We start from the raw sequence: 18,309 nt of genomic DNA, 5'->3' as shown, positions 1-18,309 counted from the left end.
GGGCCCGTGTCCTTTCACGAGATGCCGGGCGCGGACGGACCCGTCCCCGCCGCCGGTCCCGGCTCGCGGTAGTGGTGGTACGTGTGGTGCGTGGCGAAGCCCAGACCGGCGTACAACGCACGCGCCGCGGTGTTGTCCGTCTCCACCTGGAGCCAGGCGGCCGAGGCGCCCTCGTCGAGGGCCTGCCGGGCGAGCGCGGCCAGCACGGTGGAGGCCAGCCCCTGGCGCCGCCGCGCCGGGTCCACCTCGACGGCGGCGAACGAGGCCCACCGTCCGTCCACGACGCACCGCCCGATCGCGGCGGGCGGCGCCCCGGCGGCCGCGCCCGGGACGGACGCGAACCACACCGAGGGCCCTGCCGCCAGGACTCTCAGGGCCACCTCGCTCACCCCCTTGCGCTGGTACCGGGCGAGCCACGCCTCGTCGGCCGTGCGGGACAGCACGGCCCCGGACGGCCCGCCGGAGCCGCCCTCCGCCCGGTCCGCGACCGGCGCGAGCGCACCGGTCCACAGCTCGGCGGTCACCTCACGGGTCCAGCCGCGCCGCTCCAGCTCCGCGCACAGCTGCTCCTGCGTGCCCTCGCCGCCGGTGGCGGTCTGGACGTACGCGGGCAGGCCGCGCTCCCCGTACCAGCGTCGTACGGCCTCCAGCGCCGCGTCGAGCGGGAGGCCGGGGTCGCCGAGGGGCAGGACGGAGTTGGCCCGGCGGGTGAAGCCGGAGGCCGCCCGCAGCTCCCACCCGCCGAGCCGCTCGCTCTCCACCGGCTGCCAGGCGCGCGCGGCGACACGCGCGAGTTCGGGGTAGGTGGCGGCGGGGCCCCGGCGGCGGGCCGGCGCGGCGGGCACGACCTTCCCGGCCACCAGTGCGGATTCCGCGATCCGGACGGTTTCGCCGTCCTTTCGTGTGATCAGCAGCACACCATTGTCCCATGATGTGAGAACACCGACCGTGTCGGTGAACTTCTCACCCGTTCCCCGCGGTTCGGCCGAGCGCCGCACGGAGACCCGTTTGCCCACGTCAGCAGCGGTGATGCGGACCTCAAGCCGTCCTGCCGCCCAGATTTCCACAGGTCAGTTCACCCCTCCTGTATGGATCATGCCCCGGAACGGAGATACTAGGTGCGGGCATCGACGACGCCGCGCTCCCGCGCGCCAGGCGGCGGAGCCTGTGGAGGCCCGCCAGCGCCCTATCGAGGAGGAACGACAGCGTGACCTACGTCATCGCGCAGCCTTGTGTCGACGTCAAGGACAAGGCGTGCATCGAGGAGTGCCCGGTCGACTGCATCTACGAGGGCCAGCGGTCCTTGTACATCCACCCGGACGAATGCGTCGACTGTGGTGCCTGTGAGCCGGTCTGCCCGGTCGAGGCGATCTTCTACGAGGACGACACTCCGGAGGAGTGGAAGGACTACTACAAGGCCAATGTGGAGTTCTTCGACGAGCTGGGCTCTCCCGGCGGCGCCAGCAAGCTCGGGCTGATCGAGCGCGACCACCCGGTCATCTCCGCGCTGCCGCCGCAGGGCGAGTAACCGTCCGGTGGCCCCGCCGCCTCGGTCCCGTACGGCCTGACCGCCCCGCGCGTCGGCAGCCGTACGGGACCGAGGCGTTTTCCGTACCAGAAAGTGAGCCAGAACCCGTGTCCGCAGTCTCCGACCGACTCCCCACCTTCCCCTGGGACAAGCTGGAGCCGTACAAGAAGACGGCCGCAGCCCACCCGGACGGCATCGTCGACCTCTCGGTCGGCACCCCCGTCGACCCGGTCCCCGAGCTGATCCAGAAGGCGCTGGTCGCGGCGGCCGACTCGCCGGGCTACCCGACGGTGTGGGGCACGCCCGAGATGCGCGACGCGATCACCGGCTGGGTCGAGCGCCGGCTCGGGGCGCGCGGGGTCACCCACCGCCACGTCCTGCCGATCGTCGGCTCCAAGGAACTGGTCGCCTGGCTCCCCACGCAGCTCGGCCTCGGCCCCGGCGACACGGTCGCCTTCCCGCGCCTGGCCTACCCGACCTACGAGGTGGGCGCCCGGCTGGCCCGCGCCGAGTACGTGGCCTACGACGACCCCACGGAGCTGGACCCGGCGCGGCTGAAGCTGCTGTGGCTGAACTCGCCGTCCAACCCGACCGGCAAGGTCCTCGGCAAGGAGGAGCTGACCCGGATCGTCGCCTGGGCCCGCGAGCACGGCGTCCTGGTCGTCTCCGACGAGTGCTACCTCGAACTGGGCTGGGAGGCGGACCCGGTCTCCGTCCTGCACCCCGACGTGAACGGCGGCTCCTACGACGGGATCGTCGCCGTCCACTCGCTCTCCAAGCGCTCCAACCTGGCCGGCTACCGCGCCGCGTTCCTCGCCGGTGACCCGGCCGTCCTCGGCCCGCTGCTGGAGATCCGCAAGCACGGCGGCATGATGACCTCGGCGCCGACGCAGGCGGCGGTCGTGGCGGCGCTGGGCGACGACACGCACGTGCGCGAGCAGCGCGAGCGCTACGCGGCCCGCCGCACCGCCCTGCGCCAGGCGCTGCTCGCCCACGGCTTCACCATCGAGCACAGCGAGGCCAGCCTCTACCTGTGGGCGACGCGCGGCGAGTCCTGCTGGGACACGGTGGCCCACCTGGCCGCCCTCGGCATCCTGGTCGCCCCCGGCGACTTCTACGGCCCGGCCGGCGACCGCTTCGTCCGCGTCGCCCTCACGGCCACGGACGAACGGATCGCGGCGGCCGTGGCCCGGCTCTGACCGCACACGCGCCGACGGGGCCCGGGGAGATCCCCGGGCCCCGTCGCGTCGTACCGGCGGAGGTCAGCCGCCCAGCGGCAGGCCCTGGACCGGCAGGCCCTGCGTCGGCAGGCCGCCCTTCGTCGCCGTCTTCGCGGTGTCACCGAGGAGACCGGCCGCGGTGCCCGCCGTGTCGCCCGCCGTCTTCTGCGCCACCGGCGTGGTCTGCTTCACCAGCTTGCCGCCGGTCTTGCCCGCGGCCGGCACGGCCTGCTTGAGCGCCTTGCTGCCGGTGTCGCCCGCGACCCCGGTGACGTGCTGCGCCGCACCGTCCGCGGTGTTGCCGACGCTCGCCGTGTCCAGGGCGGTCAGCCCGCCCAGGTTCGGGGTGGCCGGCAGCTGGGGCGCAGCACCGGCGGAGCCGGCCGCACCGACCCCGGCAGCCGCCCCGGCGGCGACGAGCAGCGCGGCACGGGCGATCCGGCGGGTCAGAGGGAGGGACATGTTGCTCCTTCGACGGGAGAGAACCTTGAAGTGTCCGACCGGGCCCGGTACTTCACCGGAAGCCGTGGGGCCGTCGGTGGCCCGGCCCGGACGCAGTGACTACCGCTCGAAGCCCGCGAAGGTTGCGGCGGGGCAACGTAAAGAGTTGGCAATGCGTCGCATAATCTGCTGTGGATAAAAACGGGCAAAGGGCAACCGCGTGGAAAGCCTGCTGAATCCTTACAGCACTGTGATTCCAAGGGTTTTGGCGCACAGCCGGGTGACGGCGCGAAAACCTGCGCACACCGCCGCGCCCACCCGGCCGCGCCACCCCGGCGGGTGAAGATCCGAACTAGTGCCCCGTCGTGATGCGGACCGCGCCGGCCCCCGCGCCGGCCCCGTCGGCGTTCTTCCCGTCGGCCGCCCGCCACTCGCCCTCGGTGACCCCCGCGGTCCACTCCCGGCCGGCGTAGGACACCCGCTCGATGTGCAGCGCCGAGGCGTTGGCCACCGCCCAGTGCGCCAGCTGCCAGCCGCGCTCCGCCAGGCTGCGCCCGCCGCGCGAGCCGGTGTCGTCCCGCACCGGCAGCGTCACCGTCCGCTCGTCCGCGCCGCCGCCCGGCGCGGCCGACGGCGGCGCGGCACCGTCCCGGCCGCCCACCTGCGCACCGGCCTCCTGCACCACGTCCCGCCCGAAGTCCCGTACGAGAGCCGCCCGCACCGCCGCCGGACCGGTCGCGGGGCTGATCCCCGGACGGCCCTGGCAGGTCAGCGTGGCCGCGGCTCGCCCGGTGAGCGCGGCGGACAGCAGCGTGGCGTCCCGCTCGTGCCGGGCGTACGCCTCCGGGAAACCGCTGCGCTGCACCCGCTGCGCGGCCACCGTCAGCGGCAGCCGGGTGTAGTCGCGGACCTTGGTCAGGTGCTCGTAGAACATCCCCGCCGCGTACGCCGGGTCCATGATCTCCTTCGCCGTCCCCCAGCCCTGCGAGGGCCGCTGCTGGAACAGGCCGCGGGAGTCCCGGTCGCCGTGGTCGACGTTGCGCAGCCCCGACTCCTGCAGGGCGGTCGCCAGCGCGATCGTCACGGCCCGCTCGGGCATGCCGCGCCCGGTGCCGACGGCCGCGATCGTCGCCGCGTTCACCGCCTGCTCCGGCGTGAACTCGTACGCCCCGCCGTCCCGGTCGGCGGAGACGACCTCGCAGCCGGGACCCGTCCCGCCGGTCAGGTACTGCACCGTGAGATAACCCGCGACCGCGAGGAGGACGACGAGGGCCGCCCCGATTCTGAGGAGGCGGCCACGACGCTTCGGAGTGGGGGACGGCTCTGGCACGCGTACAAGGTACTGGAGAGTGACCGCGCCGCAGCGCGCGGTAGGCGGGGACGCGGCGGCGCGGGGCCGGTCCGGGCGCTCGGTCCGGTCCGAGCGCCGCAGGTGCGCGGAGGTGCGGTCCGGCCCGGCGGGGAGGCCGGGCGCCGGTGGCACGATCCGCCGGGCAGGGCCTAGGGTCGGCGGCATGGCCGATACCCCGCTTGACCTCACGCTGGACGCCGCGCGGCTGACCGCGCAGCTCGTCGACTTCCCCTCGGAGAGCGGCACCGAGAAGCCGCTGGCCGACGCGATCGAGGCCGCGCTGCGCGCCCTGCCGCACCTGACGGTCGACCGTCTGGGCAACAACGTCGTCGCCCGCACGAACCTCGGGCACGACCAGCGCGTGATCCTGGCCGGCCACATCGACACCGTCCCCATCGCCGACAACGTGCCGTCCCGGCTGGACGACGACGGGGTCCTGTGGGGCTGCGGTACCTGCGACATGAAGTCCGGCGTGGCCGTGCAGTTGCGCATCGCCGCCACCGTCCCGGCCCCCAACCGCGACCTGACGTTCGTCTTCTACGACAACGAGGAGGTCGCCGCCGAGCTGAACGGCCTCAAGCACGTCGCCGAGGCCCGGCCGGACTGGCTCGCGGGCGACTTCGCGATCCTGCTCGAACCCTCCGACGGCCAGGTCGAGGGCGGCTGCCAGGGCACCCTGCGCGTGCTGCTGAGGACCAAGGGCGAGCGGGCCCACTCCGCGCGCGGCTGGATGGGCGCCAACGCCGTCCACGCCGCCGCGCCGATCCTGCGCAAGCTCGCCGAGTACCAGCCCCGCTACCCCGTCATCGACGGCCTGGAGTACCGCGAGGGCCTCAACGCGGTCGGCATCTCCGGCGGAGTTGCGGGCAACGTCATCCCCGACGAGTGCGTCGTCACCGTCAACTTCCGCTACGCGCCCGACCGCAGCGAGGAGGAGGCGGTCGCCCATGTCCGCGAGGTCTTCGCGGACTGCGGCGTCGAGGAGTTCGTGATCGACGACCACAGCGGCGGCGCGCTGCCCGGCCTCGACCACCCGGCCGCCGCGGCCTTCATCGAGGCGGTCGGCGGCACCCCGCAGCCCAAGTACGGCTGGACGGACGTCTCCCGCTTCTCGGCACTCGGCGTCCCCGCCGTCAACTACGGTCCCGGCAACCCGCACTTGGCGCACAAGCGGGACGAGCGGGTGGAGACGGAGAAGATCCTCCTGGGCGAGGAGCGCCTGCGGGCGTGGCTGACGGGCTGACCCGGCGGCCACGAACCCGACCGGCCGAGGTCCCCCGCCGGTAACCCGCGGAGACCTACGCTGAGGTGGAACGACCGCACGTGGAGGGAGCGCACATGCCGACAGGCAACCCCGAGGGCAAGAAGCAGCCGCCGGAGGAGCAGCGCCTGGGACCGGTGCTCCGGCGCCGGGGACAGGTCCAGGCCAGCACCACGGACCAGCGGCTGCTGGACGAGCGCGCCCCCACCGACTGGGTGCACACCGACCCCTGGCGGGTGCTGCGCATCCAGTCGGAGTTCATCGAGGGCTTCGGCACGCTGGCCGAACTCCCGCCTGCCATCAGCGTGTTCGGCTCGGCGCGCACCCCGGTGGACTCCGTGGAGTACGAGGCCGGGGTGCGGCTCGGGCGGGGCCTGGTCGACGCGGGCTTCGCGGTGATCACGGGCGGCGGCCCGGGCGCGATGGAGGCGGCGAACAAGGGTGCCTGCGAGGCCGGGGGCATCTCGGTCGGCCTGGGTATCGAGCTGCCCTTCGAGCAGGGGCTGAACCCCTACGTCGACATCGGCCTCAACTTCCGTTACTTCTTCGTCCGCAAGATGATGTTCGTGAAGTACGCGCAGGGCTTCGTGGTCCTGCCCGGCGGCCTCGGCACCCTCGACGAACTCTTCGAGGCGCTCACCCTGGTGCAGACCCAGAAGGTCACCCGCTTCCCGATCGTCCTCTTCGGCACCGCCTACTGGGGCGGCCTGGTCGACTGGCTGACCCACACCCTCATCGCCCAGGGCAAGGCGGCCGAGGCCGACCTGACCCTCTTCCACGTCACGGACGACGTGGAGGAGGCGGTGGCGCTGATGTCGAAGGAAGCGGGCAAGTAGAAGCGCCCCGGAGGCGAAGAGGCGCGGGGCCGCGTCGGCCCGCGGCTCCGCCGCGGGAACCCCCGCCGCGCGGTCGGCCGCGCACGGGGGCCCGGGGGCGGAGCGCCGGGTCCGGGACGGGAAGGGAAGGGGCGGCGGGGGCGGAAGCCCCCTACGCCAGTCCCCGCCGGGCCACCGCAGGCGCCCGGTGCCCCGCGATGGCCGCCACCATGTCCACCACCTGCCGCGTCTCGGCGACCTCGTGCACCCGGTACACCTGGGCCCCCAGCCACGCCGACACCGCGGTCGTCGCCAGCGTCCCCACCACCCGCTCCTTCACCGGCCGGTCCAGCGTCTCCCCCACGAAGTCCTTGTTGGACAGCGACACCAGCACCGGCCAGCCCGTGGCGACCATCTCGTCCAGCCGCCGCGTCGCCTCCAGGCTGTGCCGCGTGTTCTTCCCGAAGTCGTGCCCGGGATCGATCAGCACCGACTCCCGCGGCACCCCGAGCGCCACCGCCCGCTCGGCCAGCCCCACGGTGACCTTCAGGATGTCGGCCATGACGTCGTCGTACGTCACCCGGTGCGGCCGGGTCCGCGGCTCGGCGCCGCCCGCGTGCGTGCACACCAGCCCCACCCGGTACCGGGCGGCGACCTCGGCGAGGCGCGGGTCCACACCGCCCCACGCGTCGTTCAGCAGATCCGCGCCGGCCTCGCACACCGCCTCGCCGACGTCCGCCCGCCAGGTGTCCACGCTGATGACGACGTCCGGGAAGCGCCGCCGCACCTCGGCCACGAAGCCGACCGTGCGCCGCGCCTCCTCCTCGGCCGTCACCTCCGCGCCGGGACCGGCCTTCACCCCGCCGATGTCGACGATCGCGGCCCCCTCGGCGACCGCCTGCTCCACCCGCGCGAGGGCGGGCTCGTCGCGGAACGTCGCCCCCTGGTCGTAGAAGGAGTCCGGGGTCCGGTTGACGATCGCCATGATCACCGGCTCGTGGGCGCCGAATTCACGCCTGCCCAGCCTGAGCATCCGCTGTGACCTCTTCTCCTACGTTCCGGTCTTGGGCCGCCTGCGACCCTAACCGTCAGCGTCCCATGGCACGATCGGACCCTGACACATACGACAGACTCCGTAACTCCGTGGGGACCTCAGCGATGGTGATGTTCTTGTTCCTGGTCGTCGCGCTCGCGGTCGTCGTCGCCGCGGTGACCCTCGCCGTCGTGGGCGGCGGGGGCAGCGGCCCGCTGCCCGAGGCGGCGCCCGAGCGGCTGCACGACCCGCTGCCGCCGGACCGCCCGGTGGACCGCACCGACGTGGAGAGCCTGCGCTTCCCGCTCGCCGTCCGCGGCTACCGCATGGCCGACGTGGACGACGCCCTCGGCCGGCTCGGCGCCGAACTCGCCGAGCGCGACGCCCGGATCGCCGGCCTGGAGTCCGCGCTGGCCGGCGCCCGCTCCGCCGCGGCCCCGGTACGCCTGACCAAGCCGGACCTGCCGGGAACGGAGGACCACCGGTGACGGACGGAGCGGCGACCAAGGAGGCGGCGGCCCAGAGCCCGGTGACCGACACGGCGGCCGGAACGGCACTCGCGGGCCCGGACGGCGCCCGGCGCTGCCCCTGGGCGCTGTCGGCGCCCGAGTACGTGGCCTACCACGACGAGGAGTGGGGCCGCCCGGTCCACGGCGACGACGCCCTGTACGAACGGCTCAGCCTGGAGGCCTTCCAGTCGGGGCTGTCCTGGATCACGATCCTGCGCCGCCGCCCCGGCTTCCGGGCCGCCTTCGCCGGTTTCCGGATCGCCGCGGTGGCCCGGTTCACCGACGCCGACCGCGCCCGCCTGCTCGCCGACACCGGGATCATCCGCAACCGCGCCAAGGTCGACGCCACCCTCGCCAACGCGCGCGTGCTCGCCGCGTGGTCCCCGGGCGAGCTGGACGAGCTCATCTGGTCCCACGCCCCCGACCCGGCCACCCGGACGGCTCCGCGGACCCTCGCGGACGTCCCCGCCGTCACCGAGCAGTCCACGGCCCTGTCCAAGGCCCTCAAGAAGCGCGGCCTGCGCTTCGTCGGCCCGACCACGGCGTACGCCCTGATGCAGGCGTGCGGGCTGGTCGACGACCACCTCGCGGACTGCGTGGCACGCCGCCGCCCCTGACCCGGCTCAGGGGCGGCGCGGCCGCGACCTGCGGGTCAGCGGCCCAGGTACTTCGGCTTCTCCTTGTCGACGAACGCCTGGACGGCGATGGCGTGGTCCTCGGACTGTCCCGCCCGCGTCTGCAGCTCGTCCTCCTTGTCCAGCGTCTCCAGGAGGGAGTGCGTCAGACCGTAGGCCACCGACTCCTTGAGCGCCGCGTACGCCAGCGTCGGGCCCGCGGCCAGCTTCCGCGCGGTCCTCTCGGCCTCGGCGCGCAGCTCGGCCGCCGGTACCACCCGGTCGGCGATCCCCAGCTCCAGGGCCTCCTGGGCGCTCACGGTGCGCGGGAAGAGCAGCAGGTCGGTCGCGCGGCCGGCGCCGACCACCCGCGGCAGGGTCCAGGAGATGCCCGAGTCCGCGGTGAGCGCGACGCCCGCGAAGGACGTGTTGAAGGACGCGGTGTCGGCGACGATCCGGTGGTCGGCGGCGAGCGCGAAGCCGAAGCCCGCCCCGGCGGCCACCCCGTTCACCGCGGCGACCACGGGCTTGGCCGCACCCGCCAGCGCCCGCACGATCGGGTTGTAGTGCTCCCGCACGGTACTCATCGTCTGCCCCGACCCGCTCTCCCGGTCGGCGGCCAGCAGCCCGATGTGCTCCTTGAGGTCCTGGCCCACGCAGAACGCCCGGTCACCGGCGGCGGTCAGCAGCACCGCCCGTACGGCGGTGTCGGCCGCCGCGGATTCGGCCGCGTCCCGCAGCGCGACCTTGGCCGCGATGTTCAGCGCGTTCATCGCCTCCGGGCGGTTCAGCGTGATCGTCGCGAGCCCGTCGCTCACCTCGTAGAGCACGGTGTCGGCCATGGGGCATCCCCTCCGCTGTCGGCTCCGGCGTACCGGCCGGTACGTCCTGTGTCCGAGGGACAGCATGACGGAGATCACCGGCCCGGGTGCGGAGCGGGCGTGTGACCTGCGTCAAAGAATTCGGGCGGGCCGGGAGCCGGAAGGTGCGGTCGCGGGTGCGCAGTATCGCAGTCACATCCCCGAATTGAGTGGTTTTGCTCGCGCGCGTTGCCCAAGCGATGCCTACCGATGTTGGTCATCGGGTCCTGAGATGCGGGATAATGGCTGGGAAGCAATGTGTTCGATGCCGGTGTCGCGTGTCCTGGGCCGTTTTGCGGGTGGACCGCGCGCGTGTGTGCCCTTTCGGTGCGCCGTCGGCTTTGACGATGAGCTGGGTTTCAGGAAGGGGAACGAGCATGGCGGCCATGAAGCCGCGGACGGGTGATGGCCCGCTCGAGGTGACCAAGGAGGGGCGGGGCATCGTCATGCGCGTTCCGCTCGAAGGCGGCGGTCGACTCGTCGTCGAGCTGACCCCGGACGAGGCCGACGCGCTCGGCGACGCCCTCAAGAAGGTCGTCGGCTGACGCGGAAGCGACCATACCCTTTCAGTGACCCCGGCACCGTGAGCGGTGCCGGGGTCACTGTTTTCCGGGCCCCGCCCAACATTCCGGGCCGCCCGCGGCCTCTTCCCGCGCCCTGCGCCCAGCGCTTCGCGCCCGGCGGTCTTTGCAGTTCAGTGCTCGCGACGGCGCACCGCGCGGGGCGGCGCGGCACACGGGACGGCGCAGGCGGCGCGGCGGTTCAGCGCTTGACCGCGCACAGCAGGCCGTCGCCCACCGGGAGCAGCGAGGGCACCAGCTCGGGGCTCTCGCGCACCGTGCGCAGCAGTTCCCGCAGCCGCACGACCTCCGCGGGCTGCGGTCCGGAGTCGACCGTGCGGCCGTGCGCGAAGACGCCTTCGAAGACGACCAGGCCACCCGGCCTCAGCAGACGCAGCGATTCCCCGAGATAGTCCGGGAACTCCTGCCGGTCGCCGTCGCAGAACACCAGGTCGTACCCGGCGTCCGCGAGGCGCGGCAGGACCTCCAGCGCGCGGCCGGGGATGAAGCGGGAGCGGTTGCTGGCGAAGCCGGCGGCCCTGAACGCCTGCCGGGCGAACTGCTGGTGCTCCGGCTCGGGGTCGACGGTGGTCAGCACCCCGTCCGGGCGCATGCCGTGCAGGAGGTGGATGCCGGAGACGCCGGTGCCGGTCCCGATCTCCGCGACCGCCTTCGCGTCCACGGTGGCGGCGAGCAACCGCAGCGCCGCGCCCGCGGCGGGGGACACCGGACGCAGCCCTGCCTCGCCGGCCCGGTCCCGGGCCCAGCGCAGTGCGTCGTCCTCGGCGACATAGGCGTCGGCGAACGCCCAGCTCGTCTGCCGGTTGCCGGTAATGACCCTCTCCTGTCCCGTGGATGCCTCGGCGTGACTGTATCCGTTGGGGCCGGGAACCCGCAGATGGGACCGGGCGTTTGAAGGGGTGGGGGAGAGCCCGGCGAGGCGACCGGAGGCAGGACGGGGGGTATGGGATGGATCGGGACGACGAGCAAGTGCTGACGCAGCCGGATGAGGCGTGGCAGGGCGTGTCAAATTCAAGTAAAACCGCTTATCCGGAGCTAACGGGCGAGGTGGCTATGGTAGGGGCTCCACTGGACACCACCAGAGCCGACAGGGGAGGTGCGGCCGCGCCCGTGGATCGGGGAGGAGTGCTGCGGCGCTTTCTCGGATCGGCGAGCAGGCCGAAATCCGTGAACGACACCGCTGCTGACCCGACCCACGCCGAGGGCCCCGCCCAGACCGCGACCTTCTCCAGCGACGCGGACGGGCAGGCGTGGACTCCGCCCACCTGGGAGGAGATCGTCAGCACCCACAGCGGCCGCGTCTACCGCCTGGCCTACCGCCTCACCGGTAACCAGCACGACGCCGAGGACCTCACCCAGGAGGTCTTCGTCCGCGTCTTCCGCTCCCTGTCGACCTACACGCCCGGCACCTTCGAGGGCTGGCTGCACCGCATCACGACCAACCTGTTCCTGGACATGGTCCGCCGCAAGCAGCGCATCCGCTTCGACGCGCTCGGCGACGACGCGGCCGAGCGGCTGGCCAGCAAGGAGCCCACCCCGCAGCAGCTCTTCAACGACGCGCACTTCGACGCGGACGTCCAGCAGGCCCTGGACACCCTGGCGCCCGAGTTCCGCGCCGCGGTCGTCCTGTGCGACATCGAGGGACTCTCCTACGAGGAGATCGCCGCCACTCTGGGCGTCAAGCTCGGCACGGTGCGCTCACGCATCCACCGCGGCCGTTCGCAGCTGCGCAAGGCCCTGGCGCACCGTTCGCCCGAGGCCCGGCAGGCCGAGCGGCGCCGCTTCGTGCCCCGCGTCGCCGCGCTGGGAGGAGGGGGCGCGACCGCGTGAGTGGATCCCGACCCGACCCCGCCGTGAGGGGCCTCGCGGAACAGCATCTGGGAGACCGACTCTCCGCCCTGGTCGACGGAGAGCTGGGTCATGAGACGCGTGAGCGCGTCCTGGCGCACGTGGCCACCTGCGCGAAGTGCAAGGCGGAGGTCGACGCGCAGCGCCGCCTGAAGAACGTCTTCGCCGAGACGGCCCCCCCGCCGCCCTCCGAGAGCTTCCTGGCCCGCCTGCAGGGGCTGCCGGGCGGCGACGGCGACAGCGGTTCGCCGCTGGGCGCGGGAGGCTTTCCCGGCAGGCTTCCCGGGTTCCCCGGGCGCACGCAGGGCTCCGGGGACTCCGGGACGTTCGGCGTGCGGCGCGGCGAGCGGTTCCCCTTCGAGTACGCCGCGGCCGGACCGTACGCGTCCGAACCGGAGCCGGAGCGGCCGGAAGGCTTCCGGATCCACCCGGTGGGCCGCCCCGACGGTGAGCGGCCGGCCTCGCGCGGGCTGCGCTTCGCGTTCGTCGCGGCCGGCGCGGTGTCGCTGGCCGCGGTCGCCCTCGGCGGCGTCACCACCGGCGCGGCGGGCGACACGACCGCGGAGGCCCGCGGCGGCTCCGGCACGGGCAGCAATGTGACCCCGGCGCGTCCGGCGGGCGCGGCGGCGGGAACGGCCGAGGTCTCTCGGCGCCGCCAGTCGCCCACCGGACCGCTGCCGGTGCAGCGGTCGACCGGCACGGCCCCTTACGCGCCGACGTCGCTGTCCGCGCCCCTGCTGCCCGGCGTGCCGGCCCCGGCCGCCGCCGCGGCACCGGTGACGGACGCGGTGCACACGCTGGCGGCGCCGATGAGCGCGGGGGCCGCGATCCTGTCCCCGCTGATACGCCCGCTCAGTGCCCGGCCGCCGATCGCCCTGACCGGGTGGTCCGCCGACCCGCAGCTCACCGCGCCCGGCCTGCTCACCGCACCGGCGCCCGGACCGACACCCCGTCCGCCGTCCCCCGCCACCTCGCACCTGGCGCCCTGACCGACGGCGGCAGGCTCCTGCGCGGTGGCCGGGGAACCTGGTTGAATCCAGGTGGTCGCGCCCATGACACCCGTCCGGGCGCGCAGTCGACGAAGCACGGCCACCGCCGACGAGCCGTGGCGGGCACCTTGGGGAGAGCATGAACGAGGGGAAGCCCCAGAAGTCCACCCGCCCGAACTGGTGGAGCCGCCCCCGGCAGGCCCCGGGCGCCCCTGACGCCTCGGAGGGCCAGGACGCCCAGGGCACCCCGGAGGTTCCGGCGGCGACGTCGGCGGCCCCGCCCGCGGCCGTCCCCGCCCCGGAACCGACGGCGCCCGCCGTCGCCCCCGTGCACCACGAGGGCGACTACGAACTGGAACGTCCCGCGACGCCACAACGGGACATCCTCCCGGCGACACCTGGCACGCCGGTGCCGTCCGAGGAGCCCGCCCCGCCCGGCCCAGCACCGACGCCGGACGGGCCGACGGCGCCCGGGTCGTCGGGGGCGCTCGACGAGTTGGCGGCGCCCGGCGCACTGGCGGCGCCCGGCTCGTTGGCGGTGCCTGAGCCGTCGGGGGCCCTCGACAAGCCGGAGGTGCTCGACGGGCCGACGGCGCCCGGTGCACCGGCGGCGCCCGGGTCGTCGTCGGTGCCTGAGCCGCCGGTGCCGCTCGACAAGCCGACGGTGTTCGACGGGCCGGCGGTGCCCGGTGCACCGGCGGCGCCCGGGTCGTCGGCGACGCTCGACGAGTTGTCGGCACCCGGGTCATCGACGGTGCCTGAGCCGCCGGCGGCGTCCGGGCCGTTCGCAGTGCCCGGGGCGCCCGGGCCGGCCGGGCCCGCCGCTCAGCGCCCCAGGCCGCTGCACGACCCCGATCCCTACAGCACCCCGCCCTACGGGGAACCGGGCCCGTGGGCCCCCGCACCGCCGGTGCAGCACCCGGCCGCGCTGACACCGCCCCCGCCCGCAGGAGCGCCTGTACCTGCTCCCGGACCCGTGCCCCCGGCCGTCCCCGCGCCCGCCGCGTATGCCGCCGTCCTGCCCGATCCCGCCGTCCCAGCCGACGTACTGCCCCAGGGCATCGCCCCGGCCGACGTGCCGCCTCCGCCCGCCCCGGCGACAGCGCCGCCCGGTGGGGCCGACCCCGCCGCGGCGCCCTCCGGGGCCGGTGCTCCCGCGCCGCAGGAGGCCGCCGGCCTCGCCGGCGCCGTCGATCCGTGGCAGCGCTACGACCCCTGGGCGGTACGGCCGGCGGCCGGGCCGTTGCTGGAGAGCGGGGCCGGGGCCGTGAGCGGGGAGCGGCGGCGCGGGCGGGTGCGGCGGTCCCTCGTGGGCGGGGCCGTGCTGCTGGCGCTGGTGGCCGGGGTGGCCGGGGTGGCCGGCGGGGTGGCGGGGGCGTACCTCGAACGCAACGGCGGCTTCGGGACCGTGGAGCTGCCGCAGGCCGGCAAGGAGCCGGCCGGCCGCGCCCCGGACAGCGTGGCCGGGATCGCCGCCCGCGCCCTGCCCAGCGTCGTGACCCTGCACGTGTCCGGTTCCGGCGAGCAGGACACCGGCACCGGCTTCGTCCTCGACCGCCTCGGCCACATCCTCACCAACAACCACGTCGTCGGCCCCGCCGCCTCCGGCGGCGACATATCGGTGACCTTCAACGGCGGCCAGACCGCCCGGGGCACGATCGTCGGCCGCGACACCGGCTACGACCTCGCCGTCGTGCAGGTCCGCGGCGTGCGCGGGCTGACCCCGATGCCGCTGGGCAACTCCGACAACGTGCGGGTGGGCGACCCGGTCGTCGCCATCGGCGCCCCCTTCGACCTGGCCGACACCGTCACCTCCGGCATCATCAGCGCCAAGGAGCGGCCCATCACGGCCGGCGGCGAGAAGGGCGACGGCAGCGACCTGTCGTACGTCGACGCGCTCCAGACCGACGCGCCGATCAACCCGGGCAACTCCGGCGGCCCCCTCCTCGACTCCCGCGGCCGGGTCGTGGGGATCAACTCGGCCATCCGCTCCGCCGACACCGGGTCGGACGTGCAGACGGGCCAGGCGGGCTCCATCGGCCTCGGCTTCGCCATACCGGTCAACCAGGCCAAGCGGGTGGCGGAGGAGCTGATCAACACGGGCCGGGCCAGTCACCCGGTGATCGGGGTGACCCTCGACATGGCCTACCCGGGGGACGGCGCCAAGGTCGGGGACAAGGCGAAGGGCGGCGGGTCCCCGGTCACTCCGGGCGGGCCGGGCGCCAAGGCGGGCATCAGGGCCGGCGACGTCATCACCGCGGTGGACGGCGTGCCCGTCCACTCGGGCGAGGAACTGATCGTCAGGACCCGCGCCCACCGCCCCGGCGACCGCCTGGACCTGACCGTCGAACGCGGCGGCCAGAAACGGCGGGTCACCCTGGTGCTCGGCTCCTCGGACAGCGGCTGACGCGGTCTCCGCTCGCGGCCCGCCCGCCCGCGGCACACGAGCGTCCCCGCCCGCCCCGGACCTTCCGCGCACCCGCCCCGGGCCTTCCGCGAGGCCGCCCCGGACCTCCCGCCGGCGCGGCGCGGACCTTCCGCGAGGCGGACAAGCCGGGAAACTGGTCGTGTACACGGACTCCGACACCTCGGGACGGTACCGGTCGGACACCTGGGGCGGGTACCGTGGATCCGGCCCGGACCACGGATAGACCCGCACAGACCGGACCGCCCGAGGGCCGAGGACCACGGACATCGCAAGGAGCTTCAGGTGTTCAACGACATAGGACTGCCCGAGCTGGCGACGCTCATCGTCCTGGGCGTGCTCGTGTTCGGTCCGGACAAGCTCCCGAAGGTCATCCAGGACGTGGTGCGCACGATCCGGAAGATCCGTGAGTTCTCGGAGTCGGCCAAGCAGGACATCCGCCAGGAGCTGGGCCCGGAGTTCAAGGACTTCGAGTTCGAGGACCTCAACCCCAAGACGTTCATCCGCAAGCAGCTGGACAACGACGACCTGGGGCTGAAGGAGATCCGCAACGGCTTCGACCTGAAGAAGGAGATGGCCGAGGTCACGGACGCCGTGCGCAGCTACGACTCCGACTCCGCGCCGGCCTCGTCCTCCTCCTCGTCCGTCGCGTCCTCCTCGCCGGCCTCCCCCGCACCGGGGAGCGGCCGCGTCGACATGACCAAGAAGCCCGAGAGCCCCGAGCGGGACGACCGCCCGCCGTTCGACGCCGACGCCACCTGACCCACACGGCCGGAACCCGCCGCCTGCCCGGGCCACGCCCCGGGGCGCGTTCCCTGCGCCCCGGGGCGGGGTCGATATGCTGCCGAGTTGTTGTGCGGACCGGACGAGTACGCCCGATGGGGGGCGGGCGCGCCGGTCCGACGAGAGCGAGGAGGCGTCCGGGTTCATGGAGACGACAAGTAGGGCGGTCGCGCAGGCACCGGCCGAGGAGGGCGGACAACAGCTCTCCTCCGCCCGGCGCACGGTCGACGGCTACCTGCTGGCGCCCTTCCCGTGGTACGGCCTGGACGAGGCCTTCACGGGTCCGCGCCGGCTGATGCAGGTCGGCACCTCGGCCGACGGCCATGTGGAGCACGGTTCCCTCGGGCACGGCGACGAGCCCTCGGTGCGCAACGAGTTCGTGTCCGGCTCCCCGGACGACCCCAGGGAGAAGTTCACGGTCGTCGTCACCGTCGCGGCCAGCCCGGTCCGGCAGCTCGCCGACGGCACGGGCCGCCTGGAGGCGACCTCCGTCTCCTCGGCGGCCTGGCTGGCGGGGGTCGGGCTGCTGTCCGTCACCTGGCCCATGCAGATGGACCACGCCCTGCGCGACGACTGGCTGGAGCAGCAGACCGAGACGGCGTGGGTGCTGGCCGACGACCTGTCCGGCCCGGACTGGTCGACGCTCTCGCTGCCGGTGGACGGCGTCCCGACCCCCTTCCACTACCGGGAGTCCGAGTTCGGCTGGGTGCTAGCCGGATCGACTTCGCAGGGGGTGCACGTGGGGGCGTACGGGCGGGGGATGAGCGCGTACGGGCTGGGCTTCGCCGTCGTGGAGGACATCACCGCCTACGCGTGACCCGCGCGCCGGCCGCGACGAGGAAGGGCGCCGTCCGTGCGGACGGCGCCCTTCCTCGTCGTACGACAGCCGTGGCCGGGCCCGGCGTTCGCGGCCGGGCCTAGAACTTGTTCTTCGGCGTGAGCCCCAGCGAGAGCCCCGACAGGCCCCGCTGCCGTCCGCCGAGCTTGCCCGCGATCCCGCGCAGCGCCGCGCCGGCCGGGGAGTCCGGGTCGGTCAGGACGACCGGCTTGCCCTCGTCGCCGCCCTCGCGCAGCCGGACGTCGATCGGGATGGAGCCGAGGACCGGGACCGAGGCGCCGGTGGTGCGGGTCAGGCCGTCGGCGACCAGCTGGCCGCCGCCCGTGCCGAACACGTCGACCATCTCGCCGCAGTGCGGGCAGGGCAGACCGGACATGTTCTCGACCACGCCGACGATCTTCTGGTGGGTCTGCACGGCGATGGAGCCCGCCCGTTCGGCGACCTCGGCGGCCGCCTGCTGAGGCGTCGTCACCACCAGGATCTCCGCGTTCGGCACGAGCTGGGCCACGGAGATGGCGATGTCACCGGTGCCGGGCGGCAGGTCGAGCAGCAGGACGTCCAGGTCGCCCCAGTACACGTCCGCGAGGAACTGCTGGAGCGCGCGGTGCAGCATCGGGCCGCGCCAGACCACCGGCGCGTTGCCCGGGGTGAACATGCCGATGGAGATGACCTTCACGCCGTTCGCGGACGGCGGCATGATCATGTTCTCGACCTGGGTGGGACGGCCGTCCGCGCCCAGCATGCGCGGCACGCTGTGACCGTAGATGTCGGCGTCGACCACGCCCACCTTCAGGCCGTCGGCCGCCATCGCCGCCGCCAGGTTCACCGTCACCGAGGACTTGCCGACACCGCCCTTGCCGGAGGCGACGGCGTAGACCCGGGTCAGGTTGCCCGGCTTGGCGAAGGGGACCTCGCGCTCGGCCTGGCCGCCGCGCAGGGCACTGGCCAGCTCCTTGCGCTGCTCGTCGCTCATCACGTCCAGCGACACGTCGACCCGGGTGACGCCCTCGACCCGCGAGACCGCGTCGGTCACGCGCTGGGTGATCGTCTCGCGCATGGGGCAGCCGGAGACCGTCAGGTACACGGTGACCGCGACCGATCCGTCCGCGCCGATCTCCACCGATTTGACCATGCCCAGCTCGGTGATGGGTCGGTGGATCTCGGGGTCGTCAACCGTCGCCAGCGCTGCGCGCACCGCGTCTTCCGTAGCCAT

General features: G+C 74.1%; 19 protein-coding genes. 12 read left to right on the top strand and 7 right to left on the bottom strand.

Annotated features, from left to right (window positions below; translation table 11 throughout):
- Nucleotides 1-14 precede the first annotated feature (14 nt).
- Nucleotides 15-1,067: a GNAT family N-acetyltransferase gene (locus AC6I72_RS11150; protein WP_498000638.1), complete on the bottom strand. Its 1,053-nt coding sequence runs from the start codon at nt 1,065-1,067 to the stop codon at nt 15-17.
- Nucleotides 1,068-1,207: 140 nt separating this feature from the next.
- Here AC6I72_RS11150 and fdxA point away from each other — a divergent pair, with 140 nt between their 5' ends.
- Both fdxA and AC6I72_RS11140 read left to right on the top strand, forming a co-directional pair.
- Nucleotides 1,208-1,528 carry a ferredoxin gene (gene fdxA, locus AC6I72_RS11145; RefSeq protein ID WP_360979057.1) on the top strand — a complete coding sequence of 107 codons (321 nt, stop codon included), beginning with the start codon at nt 1,208-1,210 and terminating at the stop codon, nt 1,526-1,528.
- 107 nt (nt 1,529-1,635) lie between these two features.
- Nucleotides 1,636-2,727 (top strand): bifunctional succinyldiaminopimelate transaminase/glutamate-prephenate aminotransferase, encoded by a 1,092-nt coding sequence (locus AC6I72_RS11140; RefSeq protein WP_498000637.1) that lies wholly within the window; start codon nt 1,636-1,638, stop codon nt 2,725-2,727.
- Between the two features lie 63 nt (nt 2,728-2,790).
- Here AC6I72_RS11140 and AC6I72_RS11135 read toward each other — a convergent pair whose 3' ends face one another.
- Nucleotides 2,791-3,210, bottom strand: a complete 420-nt coding sequence (locus tag AC6I72_RS11135; protein ID WP_037852128.1) for a hypothetical protein — start codon at nt 3,208-3,210, stop codon at nt 2,791-2,793.
- A gap of 331 nt (nt 3,211-3,541) precedes the next feature.
- A complete protein-coding gene (locus tag AC6I72_RS11130; protein ID WP_498000636.1) occupies nt 3,542-4,519 on the bottom strand; it encodes a heavy metal transporter in 978 nt (325 codons plus the stop codon).
- Between the two features lie 184 nt (nt 4,520-4,703).
- On the opposite strand from AC6I72_RS11130, the gene dapE reads away from it, so the two are divergent.
- Together dapE and AC6I72_RS11120 are read left to right on the top strand one after the other, a co-directional pair.
- The gene (gene dapE / locus AC6I72_RS11125) at nt 4,704-5,783 is read left to right on the top strand and encodes a succinyl-diaminopimelate desuccinylase (RefSeq protein ID WP_498000635.1); all 1,080 of its coding nucleotides are present in this window, start codon (nt 4,704-4,706) and stop codon (nt 5,781-5,783) included.
- Between the two features lie 95 nt (nt 5,784-5,878).
- Nucleotides 5,879-6,637: an LOG family protein gene (locus tag AC6I72_RS11120; RefSeq protein WP_498000634.1), complete on the top strand. Its 759-nt coding sequence runs from the start codon at nt 5,879-5,881 to the stop codon at nt 6,635-6,637.
- 151 nt (nt 6,638-6,788) lie between these two features.
- On the opposite strand, the gene folP is transcribed toward AC6I72_RS11120, so the two are convergent.
- Nucleotides 6,789-7,649: a dihydropteroate synthase gene (gene folP, locus AC6I72_RS11115; protein ID WP_366726036.1), complete on the bottom strand. Its 861-nt coding sequence runs from the start codon at nt 7,647-7,649 to the stop codon at nt 6,789-6,791.
- 125 nt (nt 7,650-7,774) lie between these two features.
- Here folP and AC6I72_RS11110 point away from each other — a divergent pair, with 125 nt between their 5' ends.
- Nucleotides 7,775-8,137 carry a DivIVA domain-containing protein gene (locus AC6I72_RS11110; protein WP_498000633.1) on the top strand — a complete coding sequence of 121 codons (363 nt, stop codon included), beginning with the start codon at nt 7,775-7,777 and terminating at the stop codon, nt 8,135-8,137.
- 41 nt (nt 8,138-8,178) lie between these two features.
- Nucleotides 8,179-8,775 (top strand): DNA-3-methyladenine glycosylase I, encoded by a 597-nt coding sequence (locus AC6I72_RS11105; protein WP_498004648.1) that lies wholly within the window; start codon nt 8,179-8,181, stop codon nt 8,773-8,775.
- A 35-nt stretch (nt 8,776-8,810) separates the two neighbouring features.
- On the opposite strand, the gene chcB is transcribed toward AC6I72_RS11105, so the two are convergent.
- Nucleotides 8,811-9,614 (bottom strand): 2-cyclohexenylcarbonyl CoA isomerase, encoded by an 804-nt coding sequence (gene chcB / locus AC6I72_RS11100; RefSeq protein WP_498000632.1) that lies wholly within the window; start codon nt 9,612-9,614, stop codon nt 8,811-8,813.
- Nucleotides 9,615-10,009: 395 nt separating this feature from the next.
- Between chcB and AC6I72_RS11095 the strand changes: the two genes are divergently transcribed.
- Nucleotides 10,010-10,177, top strand: a complete 168-nt coding sequence (locus tag AC6I72_RS11095) for a DUF3117 domain-containing protein (RefSeq protein WP_003966491.1) — start codon at nt 10,010-10,012, stop codon at nt 10,175-10,177.
- A gap of 217 nt (nt 10,178-10,394) precedes the next feature.
- On the opposite strand, the gene AC6I72_RS11090 is transcribed toward AC6I72_RS11095, so the two are convergent.
- Nucleotides 10,395-11,090 carry an O-methyltransferase gene (locus AC6I72_RS11090; protein ID WP_498004647.1) on the bottom strand — a complete coding sequence of 232 codons (696 nt, stop codon included), beginning with the start codon at nt 11,088-11,090 and terminating at the stop codon, nt 10,395-10,397.
- A gap of 248 nt (nt 11,091-11,338) precedes the next feature.
- On the opposite strand from AC6I72_RS11090, the gene sigE reads away from it, so the two are divergent.
- From sigE to AC6I72_RS11065, 5 genes are all read left to right on the top strand, one after another.
- On the top strand, nt 11,339-12,043 hold the full coding sequence (gene sigE / locus AC6I72_RS11085) for an RNA polymerase sigma factor SigE (RefSeq protein ID WP_078883779.1): 705 nt from the start codon (nt 11,339-11,341) through the stop codon (nt 12,041-12,043).
- Nucleotides 12,040-13,050 carry an anti-sigma factor family protein gene (locus AC6I72_RS11080; protein WP_498000631.1) on the top strand — a complete coding sequence of 337 codons (1,011 nt, stop codon included), beginning with the start codon at nt 12,040-12,042 and terminating at the stop codon, nt 13,048-13,050. The genes sigE and AC6I72_RS11080 overlap by 4 nt, the downstream gene beginning before the upstream one ends.
- 139 nt (nt 13,051-13,189) lie before the next feature.
- Nucleotides 13,190-15,457, top strand: a complete 2,268-nt coding sequence (locus tag AC6I72_RS11075; protein WP_498000630.1) for a S1C family serine protease — start codon at nt 13,190-13,192, stop codon at nt 15,455-15,457.
- 303 nt (nt 15,458-15,760) lie between these two features.
- Complete coding sequence (locus AC6I72_RS11070; protein ID WP_498000629.1) at nt 15,761-16,237, top strand: sec-independent translocase; 477 nt, start codon at nt 15,761-15,763, stop codon at nt 16,235-16,237.
- A gap of 166 nt (nt 16,238-16,403) precedes the next feature.
- A complete protein-coding gene (locus tag AC6I72_RS11065; RefSeq protein ID WP_037852101.1) occupies nt 16,404-17,075 on the top strand; it encodes a hypothetical protein in 672 nt (223 codons plus the stop codon).
- Nucleotides 17,076-17,175: 100 nt separating this feature from the next.
- Here AC6I72_RS11065 and AC6I72_RS11060 read toward each other — a convergent pair whose 3' ends face one another.
- Nucleotides 17,176-18,309, bottom strand: coding sequence for an Mrp/NBP35 family ATP-binding protein (locus AC6I72_RS11060; RefSeq protein WP_498000628.1), 1,134 nt, complete (start codon nt 18,307-18,309; stop codon nt 17,176-17,178).

The sequence above is a fragment of the Streptomyces sp. Xyl84 genome (assembly GCF_059731885.1).
Note: the sequence above shows the minus strand (reverse complement) of the source record. Positions and strands in the feature narration are given on the sequence as shown.

What these genes read in the sequence shown, in the direction of transcription:
- AC6I72_RS11135 (WP_037852128.1), bottom strand. Translation starts at nt 3,210, where the DNA reads ATGTCCCTCCCTCTGACCCGCCGGATCGCCCGTGCCGCGCTGCTCGTC.
- dapE (WP_498000635.1), top strand. Translation starts at nt 4,704, where the DNA reads ATGGCCGATACCCCGCTTGACCTCACGCTGGACGCCGCGCGGCTGACC.
- AC6I72_RS11120 (WP_498000634.1), top strand. Translation starts at nt 5,879, where the DNA reads ATGCCGACAGGCAACCCCGAGGGCAAGAAGCAGCCGCCGGAGGAGCAG.
- folP (WP_366726036.1), bottom strand. Translation starts at nt 7,649, where the DNA reads ATGCTCAGGCTGGGCAGGCGTGAATTCGGCGCCCACGAGCCGGTGATC.
- AC6I72_RS11110 (WP_498000633.1), top strand. Translation starts at nt 7,775, where the DNA reads ATGGTGATGTTCTTGTTCCTGGTCGTCGCGCTCGCGGTCGTCGTCGCC.
- chcB (WP_498000632.1), bottom strand. Translation starts at nt 9,614, where the DNA reads ATGGCCGACACCGTGCTCTACGAGGTGAGCGACGGGCTCGCGACGATC.
- AC6I72_RS11095 (WP_003966491.1), top strand. Translation starts at nt 10,010, where the DNA reads ATGGCGGCCATGAAGCCGCGGACGGGTGATGGCCCGCTCGAGGTGACC.
- AC6I72_RS11075 (WP_498000630.1), top strand. Translation starts at nt 13,190, where the DNA reads ATGAACGAGGGGAAGCCCCAGAAGTCCACCCGCCCGAACTGGTGGAGC.
- AC6I72_RS11065 (WP_037852101.1), top strand. Translation starts at nt 16,404, where the DNA reads ATGGAGACGACAAGTAGGGCGGTCGCGCAGGCACCGGCCGAGGAGGGC.
- AC6I72_RS11060 (WP_498000628.1), bottom strand. Translation starts at nt 18,309, where the DNA reads ATGGCTACGGAAGACGCGGTGCGCGCAGCGCTGGCGACGGTTGACGAC.